General features: G+C 62.9%; 15 protein-coding genes. 6 read left to right on the top strand and 9 right to left on the bottom strand.

All coding sequences use genetic code 11. The features are described from left to right. Nucleotides 1-48 precede the first annotated feature (48 nt). Nucleotides 49-426 (bottom strand): DUF971 domain-containing protein, encoded by a 378-nt coding sequence (locus tag D5125_03250; GenBank protein QFY88572.1) that lies wholly within the window; start codon nt 424-426, stop codon nt 49-51. A gap of 289 nt (nt 427-715) precedes the next feature. Here D5125_03250 and pyrE point away from each other — a divergent pair, with 289 nt between their 5' ends. Together pyrE and D5125_03240 are read left to right on the top strand one after the other, a co-directional pair. Further along, the gene (pyrE, locus tag D5125_03245; GenBank protein QFY88571.1) at nt 716-1,360 is read left to right on the top strand and encodes an orotate phosphoribosyltransferase; all 645 of its coding nucleotides are present in this window, start codon (nt 716-718) and stop codon (nt 1,358-1,360) included. Nucleotides 1,361-1,416: 56 nt separating this feature from the next. Further along, entirely contained in the window at nt 1,417-2,352 is a 936-nt protein-coding gene (locus tag D5125_03240; protein ID QFY88570.1) for a DUF4124 domain-containing protein, read from the top strand. A gap of 36 nt (nt 2,353-2,388) precedes the next feature. On the opposite strand, the gene argB is transcribed toward D5125_03240, so the two are convergent. The 3 genes from argB to coaBC all read right to left on the bottom strand — a co-directional run bounded on the left by argB (nt 2,389) and on the right by coaBC (nt 5,286). Next, a complete protein-coding gene (gene argB / locus D5125_03235) occupies nt 2,389-3,285 on the bottom strand; it encodes an acetylglutamate kinase (protein ID QFY88569.1) in 897 nt (298 codons plus the stop codon). Between the two features lie 184 nt (nt 3,286-3,469). Next, nucleotides 3,470-3,925 carry a dUTP diphosphatase gene (gene dut, locus D5125_03230; protein QFY88568.1) on the bottom strand — a complete coding sequence of 152 codons (456 nt, stop codon included), beginning with the start codon at nt 3,923-3,925 and terminating at the stop codon, nt 3,470-3,472. Nucleotides 3,926-4,002: 77 nt separating this feature from the next. After that, the gene (gene coaBC / locus D5125_03225) at nt 4,003-5,286 is read right to left on the bottom strand and encodes a bifunctional phosphopantothenoylcysteine decarboxylase/phosphopantothenate--cysteine ligase CoaBC (protein QFY91041.1); all 1,284 of its coding nucleotides are present in this window, start codon (nt 5,284-5,286) and stop codon (nt 4,003-4,005) included. A gap of 65 nt (nt 5,287-5,351) precedes the next feature. Here coaBC and radC point away from each other — a divergent pair, with 65 nt between their 5' ends. The 3 genes from radC to rpmG all read left to right on the top strand — a co-directional run bounded on the left by radC (nt 5,352) and on the right by rpmG (nt 6,557). Next, complete coding sequence (gene radC, locus D5125_03220; GenBank protein ID QFY88567.1) at nt 5,352-6,026, top strand: DNA repair protein RadC; 675 nt, start codon at nt 5,352-5,354, stop codon at nt 6,024-6,026. A gap of 116 nt (nt 6,027-6,142) precedes the next feature. Beyond that, nucleotides 6,143-6,379 (top strand): 50S ribosomal protein L28, encoded by a 237-nt coding sequence (rpmB, locus tag D5125_03215; protein QFY88566.1) that lies wholly within the window; start codon nt 6,143-6,145, stop codon nt 6,377-6,379. A 10-nt stretch (nt 6,380-6,389) separates the two neighbouring features. Continuing rightward, nucleotides 6,390-6,557 (top strand): 50S ribosomal protein L33, encoded by a 168-nt coding sequence (gene rpmG / locus D5125_03210; GenBank protein ID QFY88565.1) that lies wholly within the window; start codon nt 6,390-6,392, stop codon nt 6,555-6,557. A 170-nt stretch (nt 6,558-6,727) separates the two neighbouring features. On the opposite strand, the gene D5125_03205 is transcribed toward rpmG, so the two are convergent. From D5125_03205 to D5125_03185, 5 genes are all read right to left on the bottom strand, one after another. After that, on the bottom strand, nt 6,728-8,695 hold the full coding sequence (locus tag D5125_03205; protein QFY88564.1) for a dynamin family protein: 1,968 nt from the start codon (nt 8,693-8,695) through the stop codon (nt 6,728-6,730). A gap of 154 nt (nt 8,696-8,849) precedes the next feature. Beyond that, a complete protein-coding gene (locus D5125_03200; GenBank protein ID QFY88563.1) occupies nt 8,850-9,146 on the bottom strand; it encodes a YggU family protein in 297 nt (98 codons plus the stop codon). Nucleotides 9,147-9,156: 10 nt separating this feature from the next. Next, on the bottom strand, nt 9,157-9,738 hold the full coding sequence (locus D5125_03195; protein QFY88562.1) for a YggT family protein: 582 nt from the start codon (nt 9,736-9,738) through the stop codon (nt 9,157-9,159). Further along, nucleotides 9,731-10,564 (bottom strand): pyrroline-5-carboxylate reductase, encoded by an 834-nt coding sequence (locus tag D5125_03190; protein QFY88561.1) that lies wholly within the window; start codon nt 10,562-10,564, stop codon nt 9,731-9,733. Before D5125_03190 ends, D5125_03195 begins: the two co-directional genes overlap by 8 nt. Before the next feature lie 302 nt (nt 10,565-10,866). Then, nucleotides 10,867-11,568 (bottom strand): YggS family pyridoxal phosphate-dependent enzyme, encoded by a 702-nt coding sequence (locus D5125_03185; protein QFY88560.1) that lies wholly within the window; start codon nt 11,566-11,568, stop codon nt 10,867-10,869. Nucleotides 11,569-11,719: 151 nt separating this feature from the next. Between D5125_03185 and D5125_03180 the strand changes: the two genes are divergently transcribed. Further along, nucleotides 11,720-12,766, top strand: coding sequence for a type IV pilus twitching motility protein PilT (locus tag D5125_03180; protein QFY88559.1), 1,047 nt, complete (start codon nt 11,720-11,722; stop codon nt 12,764-12,766). The last annotated feature ends 4 nt before the right edge of the window (nt 12,767-12,770 follow it).

Below are 12,770 nucleotides of genomic sequence, written 5' to 3'. Positions count from 1 at the left end.
GGCCAGCTTTAGGCTGACTGCTGGAGGCTGGCTGCTGGCGGCTGGGGTTCAAGACGCCTGCTTGCGCTTGTGGCCGGCGGCTTCCAGCTCCTGCAGGTACTGCGGCCACAGGGTTTCGTAGTTCTTGCCCAGATTATACAGGGTTTCCCAGGCGTAAATGCCGGTGTTGTGGCCGTCGTCGAAGTGGATGGTGACGCCGTAGTTTCCGGTGGGTTCGATGCGGTCTATGCCCACGTCCTCCTTGCCGATCTGCAGGGTGCGCTGGCCCGGGCCGTGGCCCTGCACCTCGGCGGAAGGGGAATAGACGCGCAGGTACTCGCAGGGCAGCTTAAAGCGCTGGCCGTCGCTGAACTCCACCTCCAGTACGCGGGAGAGCTTGTGCAGATTGAGTTCGGTGGGTGCCGGGTGAGCATTGGCATGGGTCATTGGGTTTTCCTCCAGTAAATCGAGACAGGCGCTATTCTACCCCGGCCAAGGCCAGGCTGCCCGCTCAGGCATTGGGGGAAAGCCCATGCCGGGGCGCTGCCAACGCGGGCGTTTCGGGGTACACTGATGGCAGATAAGGCCCACCCGGCGGGTCGGCCGCCCATCTTTACTGTGAAACATCCGTGGCAACTCCCGAGTCCCGAGTCCCGAGTCCCGGAGCCGCCAAGAGATGTTTCATGTTCCGGGGTGGCGCTGTCCGCTCCATGTCCGTTAGTCAACAGGTAACGCCATGCAGGATTATCAACGGGAATTTCTCGATTTTGCCCTTGGCGCAGGTGTCTTGCGTTTTGGTCAGTTCAGCCTCAAGTCCGGCCGCGTCAGCCCCTATTTCTTCAATGCCGGGCTGTTCAATACCGGTGCCTGTCTGGCGCGTCTGGGGCGCTTCTATGCCCAGGCCATAGTGGCCTCGGGGATCGACTTCGACCTGCTGTTCGGGCCGGCCTACAAGGGCATACCCCTGGCGGCGGTCACCGCAGCAGCCCTGGCCGAGCAGCACGGGCGCGACCTGCCCTATGCCTTCAACCGCAAGGAGGCCAAGGACCACGGTGAGGGCGGCAACATCGTCGGCCACGCCCTGAGCGGGCGGGTGCTCATCATCGATGACGTGATCACCGCCGGTACCGCCATCCGCGAGTCCATGGATATCATCCAGGCCCAGCAGGCGCGGCCCGCCGGGGTGGTCATCGCCCTGGATCGGCAGGAGCGCGGCCAGGGCCAGCGCTCGGCGATCCAGGAGGTGGAGCAGGAGTTCGGCATCCCGGTGATCAGCATAGTCACCCTGGATCAGCTGGTGGAATACCTCGGCGAAAAGTCCGAGGCGGCCAACCTGGAGCGGATCCTGGCCTATAGGGCGCAATACGGCGTCCAGCCCTGAGCCGCCTGCAACGCCTGAACCGGCCGAACCGATTGAACAAACCGAGGAGGAACCCTATGAGATTCATACCCCTGCTGCTGCTGGCCCTGCTGGCCGGTAACCTGGAGGCCGCCAAGCTGTATCGCTGGGTGGACGAGAACGGCAATGTCTTTTTCTCCGACAAGGTACCGCCATCCGAGGCCCAGCACGAGCGCAAGCAGCTGGATGACCGGGGTATGGTGGTGGAGAGCACCAGCCGCGCCCGGACCCCGGAGGAAATCGCCCGTGAGCAGGAGCTGGAGCGCCGCCGTCAGGAACTCAAGCGCCTGGCCGAGGAGCAGAAACAGAAGGACGAGCTGCTGCTGTCCACCTATCAGCACGAGGACGACATCATCGGTACCCGTGACGGCAAGCTCAGGGCGGTGGATGCGCGGATCAAGATCCTTCGCACCAGCCTGCGCTACGCCCAGGAGCGCCTAGCGCGGCTGAAGACCCGGGCCGGGGCCAAGCCGAACAAGAAGGCCCAGGCCGACATCGACAAGCTGGAGGGGCAGATCAAACGCAACTACGGTGACATCATCGTTCTGGAGCGGCAGAAGCAGGACATCCGCACCCGTTACGCCGGCGAGCTGTCGCGTTACCGCGAGCTGAAGAATCCGCGCCAGGCCAGCCCCCAGCAGAGTATTGCCGAGACCTTGCAGGAGTCGCCGCTGGTGCAGCTGGACAACCTGCTCATCTGCGATGGCGACTGCGATGCCCTGTGGCAAAGGGTGGAGGCCTTCGTGCGGCAGAACTCCGGCACGGCGATAGAGGTGGCGGGGGACAGGGTGATCATGGCCAAGCCGCCGAGCAAGGATCAGGATATAGCCCTGACCGCCTCGCGCAACCAGCACGCCGATGGCAGCGAGGAGATCTTTCTCGACCTGCAGTGCCGCGACACCCTGGCCGGGGCGGAACGCTGCGCAGGGGAACAGGCCAAGGCCCTGCTACAGGCCTTTCGCGGGCTGAAATAGCGCGGCACGGGGCTTGCGGCCCCGTGGCCGAATAACTCAATGACGGCGGATCAGGGTGCCTATGCCCTCGTCGGTGAACAGCTCCAGCAGCACCGCGTGCTGTACCCGACCATCGATGATGTGGGCGGTGTTGACCCCGGCCTGCACCGCCTCCAAGGCGCAGCCGATCTTGGGCAACATACCGCCGTGGATGGTGCCGTCCATGATCAGGGCGTTCACGCGCTGGGTGTCCAGACCGGTGAGCAACCGGCCCTCGCCGTCCAGCAGGCCTGGCGTGTTGGTGAGCAGGATCAGCTTTTCCGCCTGCAGCACCTCGGCCATCTTGCCCGCCACCAGGTCGGCGTTGATGTTATAGGAATGGCCGTCCTCGCCGATGCCGATGGGGGCAATGATGGGGATGAAGTCACCCTGTACCAGCATGTTGACCACGCTGGCGTCGATACTCTCCACCTCGCCGACGTGGCCGATGTCGATGATCTCCGGTTCTTGCAGTTCTTCCGAGTGGCGGGTGAGCACCATCTTGCGGGCGCGGATCAGGTCGCCGTCCTTGCCGGTCAGGCCTACCGCCGAGCCACCGTGGCGGTTGATCAGGTTCACGATCTCCTTGTTCACCAGCCCGCCCAGCACCATCTCCACCACGTCCATGGTCTCGCTGTCGGTCACCCGCATACCCTGGACGAACTCGGTCACCTTGCCTAGGCGCTTGAGCAGCCCGCCGATCTGCGGCCCGCCGCCATGCACCACCACGGGGTTGATGCCCACCAGTTTCATCAGCACGATATCGCGGGCAAAGCCGCTCTTCAGGGCATCGTCCTCCATGGCGTTGCCGCCGTACTTGATGACAAGGGTGCGGCCCTGAAAGCGCTTGATATAGGGTAGGGCCTCGGTCAGAACGTGGGCGATGTTTTCAGCGGCTTTTTGCGTCAGGCTCATGATTTGGACTCTCGGATTATTAGGGTTAAGGGGCCCTTGTTCTTGCCACAGAGCCACAGAGTACACAGAGAATTACATCATTAAAACTGCCGACCTTGAAACTGTGGGGCGCTTCTCTGCCTTCTATTGTTTTTCCTCTGTGATCTCTGTGCCTCTGTGGCCAATTATTTCAAACTTCACGCTTCTAACTTCTACCTGAGCTGCCGAAGCCGCCTTCGCCGCGCTCGGACTGGGCGAACTGGCTCACCTGCTCAAAGCGCACCTGCACCACCGGCAGGAACATAAGCTGGGCGATGCGCTCGCCGATCTCGATGCGAAAGGGCTGTGATCCACGGTTCCAGCAGGAGACGAACAGCTGTCCCTGGTAGTCGGAATCGATCAGCCCGGTGAGATTGCCCAGCACAATGCCGTGCTTGTGCCCCAGGCCCGAGCGCGGCAGGATCACCGCAGCCAGGTTCTGATCCTGCATGTGTACGGCAAAGCCGGTGGGGATCAGCTCGCAGGCCCCCGGCCCCAGCTGCAGGGGTTCTTGCAGCATGGCGCGCAGGTCCATGCCGGCCGAGCCGGGGGTGGCGTACTGGGGCAGGGGGAACTCGCTACCCAGCCGGGGGTCCAGTATCTTCAGTTCTACAGGTCGCATGTTTTTCCCTCGGTTAAGTGGTCAGCACTCAGCCCTCAGCTTCCAGCCTTCAGCTTCCAGCCTTCAGCTTCCAGCCTTCAGCTTCCAGCCTTCAGCGGCCAGCTTGAATTTTTAGCTGGCGGCTGACAGCTGGCCGCTGAAAGTTTCACCAACTGCTCCACCAGCCGCTGCGCCAGTTGGCGCTTGGGCAGCAGTGGCAATTCCAGGCGGCCGTCGGCCCAGAGCAGCAGCAGCTGGTTGTCCTCCTGGCCAAAGCCCAGGCCCGGACCTACCCGATTGGCCGCCAGCAGATCGACCCTTTTGGCTTGGCGCTTGGCCTCGGCCTGTTGCTCCAGATCCTGCGTCTCGGCGGCGAAGCCGACGCAGAAGGGTCTGAGCCCGGCGGGCAGGGCCGCTACCTCGGCGAGGATGTCCGGGTTGGGTTGCAGCTCCAGGTGTAGGCTAGCCGAGCCCTTCTTGATCTTTTCCGTCGCCACCCGCACCGGCCGGTAATCGGCCACGGCGGCGCAGGCGATGAACAGATCCACGCCACCGGCCTGTACCCGATCCAGCACCGCCCGATGCATCTGCAGCGCCTGCTCCACCAGGATGCGCTCGACCCCGGCGGGACCGGGCAGGGCCACCGGACCGCTGATCAGGCAGACCTCGGCACCGGCGTCGCGCAGGGCCTCGGCCAGGGCGTAGCCCATCTTGCCCGAGCTGCGGTTGCCCAGGTAGCGCACCGGGTCCAGCGGCTCCTGCGTCGGTCCGGCGGTGACCAGGGCGCGTTGGCCCTTGAGCGGGGTTGGCCTGAGCGGGTCTGGTTTGCTCTGGTCGGGTTGGGCCGCCAGCAGTCGCTGCAGAATCTGCGCAGGTTCCATCATGCGCCCATCACCCTGCTCGCCACAGGCCAGCTCGCCCCGCTCCGGTTCCAGCAGATGCGCGCCGCGCTGTTGCAGCAGGGCCAGGTTGGCCTGGCTGGCCGGGTGTTGCCACATGGCGCTGTTCATCGCCGGGGCCAGCCACAGGGGGGCGCGGCTGGCCAGGCAGACGGCACCAAGCAGATCGTCCGCCAGGCCGACGGCGAGCCGCGCCAGGCTGTTGGCCGAGGCCGGGGCGATCAGGATCAGGTCCGCCCAGCGGGCCAGCTCTATGTGCCCCATGGCCGACTCCTGCCCGGCGTCCAGCAGTTCGCTGGCCACCGGCTGTCCGCTCAGGGCCTGAAAGGTCAGGGGGGTGACGAATGCCTGCGCCCCCCGGCTCATCAGCACGCGCACCTCTAACCCCTGGCCGGTCAGCAGGCGCACCAGCTGCGCCGCCTTGTAGGCGGCGATGCTGCCATTGACCCCCAGTAGAATGCGCTGAATCACCAAATCCCCCAGAAAAAAGCTGGCAATGGCCCGAAACTGTCTTATTATCCCCCTCTGGACCCAAGGAGGATAGTGCAATGGCGATCACTGACTGGCCGGCCTCAGAGCGGCCACGGGAAAAATTGCTGCGCGAGGGCGCGGCCAGCCTGTCCGATGCCGAGCTGCTGGCGATCTTTCTGCGCATTGGCGTGCCGGGCAAGACGGCGGTGGACCTGGCGCGTGAGCTGTTGGAAGAGTTCGGCGGTCTGCGCGGCCTGCTGCTGGCGGACGAGCAGCGTTTTTGCCAGTGCCACGGTCTGGGCACGGCCAAATACAGCCAATTGCAGGCGGTGATCGAGATGTCCCGCCGCCACCTGCAGGAGACACTGAAGCGCGGTGATGCCCTGGAGTCGCCGGATAGCGTGCGCCGTTATCTACAGACCCAGCTGCGGGATGCCCCCAGTGAGGTCTTTGTCGCCCTGTTTCTGGATAGCCGCCACCGGGTGATCCGCTATGAAGAGCTGTTTCATGGCACCATCGATGGGGCCTCGGTACACCCGCGCGAGGTGGTGCGCAAGGCCCTGGCGCACAATGCCGCGGCCCTGATCGTGGCGCACAATCACCCCTCTGGGGTGGCCGAGCCGAGCCAGGCCGATCGCAACATCACCCAGCGTCTGCGTCAGGCCCTGGAGCTGGTGGACGTGCGCCTGTTGGATCACATGATCATCGGCGACGGCGAGGTCCGCTCCCTGGCAGAGCTGGGTTATCTGTAAATCGACGCGTCCTGCTTGTATCGGGCCCAGGGTTCTGCTATAAATACGCCCCTTTCAGCGCCCGGTGGGCTTGTGCCTGCCGGTCGTACAGAGCAAAATTATCTGAGGAATCAATCATGTCTCGAGTCTGCCAGGTCACAGGCAAGCGCCCGGCGGTGGGAAACAACGTCTCCCACGCCCACAATAAGACCCGTCGCCGTTTTCTGCCCAACCTGCATCACCACCGTTTCTGGGTGGAGAGTGAGAAGCGCTGGGTGCGCCTGCGCGTCACTACCAAGGGCATGCGTATCATCGATAAGAAAGGCATAGACGCCGTGCTGACTGAAATGCGCGGCCGCGGCGAAAAGATTTAGGAGACTCAAGATGGCAAAATCAGCCCGTGACAAGATCAAACTGGTGTCCAGCGCCAAGACCGGACATTTCTACACCACCACCAAGAACAAGCGCAACACGCCCGGAAAGATGGAGATGAAGAAATTCGACCCCACCATCCGTCAGCACGTGATGTACAAGGAAGCCAAGATCAAGTAACCGGACCCCGTCCGGCAGATGCACAGACCGCCTTCGGGCGGTTTTTTGCTATACAGAGGACGGCAGACAGAAGACAGAAGACAGAGGACTGAGGACGGAGGGATCAGAAACCTTCTGAACCTTTGCTTCCTTTGCGTTACCTTGGTGCCCTTTGCGATCCGGTTTTTGTTTTAGGTCTCGCCGGGGTCGGGGCGATTGCTGCTGAGTTGCTGGATGCTGGCCTGCATCTGCCCCAGGCGTTGGATCTCAGTCTGGTGGCGCTTGATGCTGCGGTGCAGCTCCTTGATGCGTTCGGTGAGGGTGTCGCGGGATTCGGCGATCTTCTTCAGATCGTCGATCTTGCGGTCGAGCAGGTCGCGGTGGTCGCGGATCTGGTATTTCAGCGGCTCCAGGGCCTGACGGATCCAGCTGCCGCGGGCGTCCTCCGAGGCCTCGGCGAACAGGGCGCGGGCCTGCTCCGCCAGGGCGGTGAAGAAGCGCTGGATCACGGTGTTTTTCGCTGACAGGGCGGTGGCGGCGCTGTTGCGGAAGGATTCGGCCTCCTGATAGAGCATGTCCAGCTTGACCCGGTGCTTCATGATCGAGAAGGTGCGCGGCTGGCCCAGGCTGAAGCCCTCCTCGGTCTCGAAGCGGCGATAGATCTGCTGCAACAGGTCACGGCTTTCGTCCACCCGGTTACTGACGGCGATCATGCGCTTGTTGAGCTGATCGAAGAGTATCTGCATGGCCCGCCTCAGTCCGCCGGTGGTCCAGCTGCCCTGCATCCGCTGCTGGGTCTCGGCAATCAGCTGGTCTATGGCCTCCAGGCTTAGGATCTCGGCCAGCTCGGCGGATTTGGCCTCCAGTTCCTTCTGCCCTAAAAGCAGTTCGTTGATGTTTTGCTGGTGGCGCTTCTTTTGCTGGCGGGTCTCGGTCAGCAGGTCGCCGATCATGGCATTGCTCTGGCCAGACAGCTCAAACAGCTCACGCCGCTGGGCCTGCATGGCATCCAGCTTGCCCTGCAACAACAGCAGGCTGTTATCGATCATGTGGCCGATGCCGGTGCAGTAGCTCTCCACCAGGGTGTCGCGCCGCCCCTCCAGCAGGTCACGGGACAGATAGCCCTCCACCACCGGCAGGCCGGAGCGGGCCAGCAGCGGCCCGTCTTGCTTGATCTTGGCCACCAGGGCCTTGTGCGCGGATACCGGAAACACCGCCTGTAACGGCAGGCCGAGCAGGTCGGCGGTGCCCTGGCGCTGCTGTTCTATGGTGCGCTGCACCTCGGCCTCGGGCAGGAGTTCATCCCACAGCATGTCGATCTTGTTCAGGGCGACGATCACCGCCTGCTGGCGCTGTTGCTGATAGGCGCGGATGTGGTTCTGCCAGATCTTCAGATCGCTGCTGGTAACGCCGGTGTCGGCCCCCAGCACAAAGAGGATCACCTGGGCCGTGGGCAGCAGGCCAAAGATCAGCTCAGGCTCGCTGCCCAGGGCGTTGAGGCCAGGGGTGTCCACCACCCGCAGGCCCTTTTTCATCAGCGGATGGGGGTAGTTGAGCAGGGCATGGCGCCACTTGGGGATATCGACCGGGTCGCTGTCCTGGACCGGCGCGGGCTGGTCTGGGTTGTCCATGGCCAGACCCAGGCGATGGGCCTCGGCCAGGGGTACCTGCTTGGTCAGGCGCACCTCCATCAGCACCTGCTGCAGGCGCTCGGGGTCGGACAGGTCGAGGTCGAATTGCTGCCAGTGCTCGCGGGATTCCTTGAAACTGCTTAGGGAACGCTGATCCAGCAGGGTATCTATCGGCAGCGTGCGCAGATAGGGCTGGTCTGTGCTGGGGTCATGGAACATCTCTACCGGGCACATGGTGGTGCGACCGGCGGTGGAGGGCAGCAACTGGCGGCCAAAATCGGCGAAGAAGATGGCGTTGATCAGGTTGGTCTTGCCACGGGAGAACTCCGCCACCAGGGCGACGGTCAACTCGTCGGTGTTGATGGCGTGGATGGCGGCGCGCAGCTGCTCCTCGGTCTCCACCGAGAGCAGGTTGTGCTTCTTCAGCCAGGCGTAGTACTCGATGATGGTTTTCTTGAGTTGAAACTTCCATCGATTGAGTTCCCCCAGACGTTGTTCCAGGGATTCGCTGTGGGTTTTTTCCACCATGACGGCCTTTAATACGCTCCTCAATGACTCCCGGCTGTGCTGCTTATTTCTAGCAGGATTTGTGCCTATTGGTTAGGGGCCAAAGCCCTTGGGTTGGGTCTGGGTAATCTGAGAGAGTATAGCCGGTTTTGGTATTAAAGTAGAAATGACTTTATCAGGCTTCTTTAATTATATGTAATTCATCTGGAAACCGGGAGGGGGATGCAATCCGAATGCGCTTGAAACGGGCGTTCTGACCGGATTCCAGGCAGACGGCGGCCTTGCTCACGCCGAAGGCCTTGGCAAGAAAGCCCAGCAGCTCGGCATTGGCCTTGCCCTCCACCGGTGGGGCCTGGATGCGCAGCTTGTAGGCCCCGGCCATGGGCTCCACCCAGCCGGCGCGGCTGGCCCTGGGTTGCAGGCGCAGATGCAGGATCAGGTCATTCCCCTGCCACTGATACCAGTCGCCCAATCCGGCCCCCTCAGAACAGGGCGGGCATGCCGGTGATGGCCTTGAGCGGGGGCAACAGCAGCATCTTCAGCAGATAGATGGCGATGATCGCCGCCATGGGCGAGAGGTCGATACCGCCCAGATCAGGCATCAGACGGCGAAAGGGCTCCAGCACCGGCCGGGTCAGGCTGTTCAACAGGCCCATCACCGGGTTGTAGGGGTCGGGGTTGACCCAGCTGAGGATCGCCTGGATGAGGATGGCGAACAGATAGATATTCAGGCCCAATTCGATCAGCGCAGGGAAGGCCCAGAGCAGGGCGATCAGCGGCGACAGGGGTACGCCCAGGATCAGCAGCAGGATGAATATCTCCAGGCTCTTGAGCGCCCAGGCCAGCAGCAGGGAGCTGGTATCCAGCGGCCCCAGGGGTGGAATGAAGCGGCGCAAGGGGCGCAGCAGGGGGTGGGTGGCCTTGACGATGAACTGGGACACCGGGTTGTAGAAATCCGCCCGCGCCAGTTGCAGCAACAGGCGCAGCATGACGATCAGTATGTAGAGCCCGAACAGGGTCTGGATCAGAAACACCGCCGGGTTGGTCAGGTAGCCGCTATCCATGGCTGCTGTCCATCAGTCCGGAGAGTTGCTCGGAGCGCAGGCGGGCGTTGGCCAGGGCCCGCCCCAGCAACTGACGAAAATCCCCTTCCTCCAGGGTATTGATCGCCTGCTCCGTGGTGCCGCCCGGCGAGGTGACCTTGTGCCGCAGTCGCTCGGTGCTGTCTTCGCTCTCCAGGGCCATGCGCGCCGCCCCCAGGGCGGTCTGCAGGGTCAGCAGGCGGGCCGTCTCCTGGGGCAGGCCCTGCTCCACCGCTGCCTGCTCCAGGACCTCCATCATCAAGAAGAAATAGGCCGGGCCGCTGCCGGACAGGGCGGTGACCACATCCAGCATGGTCTCCTCCTCCACCCACTGAATCAGCCCCACGGCGCGCATGATGGACTCCGCCAGGCTGGCCTGTTCCGTACTCACCTGGGCCGAGGCATGCAGGCCGCTGGCACCGGCCTGGATCATCGCCGGGGTATTGGGCATGGTGCGTACCAGGGCGGTGTCCGCCCCCAGCCAGCCGAGCAGGCTGGCCTCGCGCACCCCGGCGGCGATGGACAGTACCAGGGGCCGGGTTGCCTGGATGGCCGCCGCCAGTTCCAGGGCCACCTGGGCCATGACCTGGGGCTTGACCGCCAGCACCACCACCTGGGCACCGCTGACGGCCTCGGCATTGCTGGCGCAGGGCCTGATACCGAAGCGGGCCAGCGCGGCGAGAGCCTCGGGGTTGGGGTCACTGACCCTGAGGCAGTCGGCCGGGTGGCCATTGGCGATAAGTCCGGCGATAAGGCTGGCGGCCATGTTGCCGCCGCCGATGAAGCTGATTTGGGTTTGTTTGTTCATGAGTTCTGCTGCTTGGGATCGGATTCAATGGGCCATGATGTTAGCTTAAACCTAAAAAGGGCAGTTGAACCGCAGATTTCACCGATTTACACAGATTTTTCAGTGTGTTTGACAAGTGCACCCACTCATCCAGCGGGTGACTGGCTAAGTTATTCTAACCTAATGAAAATACATAATTTAATCTGCGATAATCGGCGTAATCTGCGGTATATAGGTTAAAGCATAAACCACCAATTTTCTGGCACGGGCAGGTCGGATTAGCCTGCCGGCGGCAACTCTATCAACTCTGCGTTCTGTGCGCCCTATCCTGCACCCTGGCCAGCCACACGGCTGCCAAAAAGTGCGGTGCCTATGCGCACCAGGGTTGAACCCTCGGCTATGGCCGCCTCCAGATCGGCGCTCATGCCCATGCTCAGGGTATCCAACGCCAGGCCCTGGGCGCAAAGCCGCTGTTTCAACTCGGCCAGCTGGTGGAAGGGCCGCCGCTGCTGAGCCAGGTCGCTGGCCGGGGCGGGCAGGGTCATCAGACCGCGCAGGCGCAGCCTGGGCAGTTGCGCCACCTGCTCGGCCAGGGACGGCAGCTGCTCGGGCGCAACGCCGCCCTTGCTCGCCTCGCCACTGAGGTTGACCTGCAGACAAACATTCAGCGGCGGCAGCGGCGCGGGGCGCTGCTCGGCCAGTCGCTGGGCGTGTTTGAGGCTGTCCAGGCTATGCGCCCAGCTGAAATGCTCGGCGATGGGCCGGGTCTTGTTGCCCTGAATGCGGCCGATGAAATGCCACTCAAGGGGCAGATCGGCAAGCTCGCCCTGCTTTTCCAGGGCCTCTTGCAGGTAATTTTCGCCGAAATGGCGCTGGCCGGCGGCAAAGGCTGCGCGGATGGCGCTGGCCGGTTTGGTCTTGCTCACCGCCAGTAACAGGATGTCATCGGCGCGGTATCCGTGCCGTTGCGCCAGTTGCTGGATCTGTTCACGCAGTTGATTGAGGTTTTTTGCGATCTCGGTCATGCCATAACCTGCGGTTATAGGTAATAATGGCGGCTGTGGGTTGCAGTCCGAGCATCGCCCCCTGGGTTGGGGATGCCGGGGCGAACCCAGCCAGCTGCGGCGGTTCGATCCGCCCCAGGGTCTTCAGGCTCTAGCTTAACAGAGGTGATCGATGGATATTTCGGAACTCTTGGCCTTCTCGGTGAAACACGGCGCATCGGACCTGCATCTGTCCGCCGGTATGCCGCCCATGATCCGCGTGGATGGCGATGTGCGCCGCGTCAATGTACCCGCCCTGGAGCACACTGAGGTGCACCGGCTGGTGTACGACATCATGAACGACAAGCAGCGCAAAGACTTTGAAGAGTTTCTTGAGTGTGACTTCTCCTTCGAGATCCCAGGGCTTGCCCGCTTCCGCGTCAACGCCTTCAACCAGAACCGGGGGGCCGGCGCGGTGTTCCGTACCATTCCATCGAAGATCCTGTCCCTGGAACAGCTGGCGGCCCCGCCCATATTCAAGGACATCTCCGACTATCCCCGCGGCATAGTTCTGGTCACGGGCCCCACGGGCTCGGGCAAGTCCACCACCCTGGCGGCCATGGTGGACCACAAGAACAACACCGAATACGGGCACATCCTCACCGTCGAGGACCCGATTGAATTCGTTCATGAATCCAAGAAGTGCCTGATCAACCAGCGCGAGGTACACCGCGATACCCTGGGCTTCACCGAGGCCCTGCGCTCGGCTCTGCGTGAAGACCCGGACGTGATCCTGGTGGGTGAAATGCGTGACCTGGAGACCATCCGCCTGGCCCTGTCCGCCGCCGAGACCGGGCATCTGGTGTTCGGTACCCTGCATACCAGTTCAGCGGCCAAGACCATCGACCGTATCATCGACGTCTTTCCGGCGGCAGAAAAGGGCATGGTGCGCTCCATGCTGTCGGAGTCCCTGCGCGCGGTTATCTCCCAGACCTTGTTGAAAAAGATCGGCGGTGGGCGCATCGCCGCCCATGAGATCATGATCGGCACCCCGGCGATCCGCAACCTGATCCGCGAGGACAAGGTGGCGCAGATGTATTCATCCATTCAGACCGGCCAGGCGGTGGGCATGCAGACCCTGGATCAGAACCTGCAAACCCTCTACAAGCAGGGCCTGATCAGCCGTCAGGATGCCCGCTCCAAGGCGATGAACAAGGAGTTGTTCGCCGGCGGCGGTTGAGTGG

Origin of the sequence: gamma proteobacterium SS-5 (assembly GCA_009497875.2) — a bacterium.
GTDB classification, from domain to species: Bacteria; Pseudomonadota; Gammaproteobacteria; order Chromatiales; family Chromatiaceae; genus Magnetovirga; species Magnetovirga frankeli.
The sequence above is the reverse complement of the archived record's forward strand: the minus strand, read 5'-3'. Positions and strand labels throughout refer to the sequence as shown.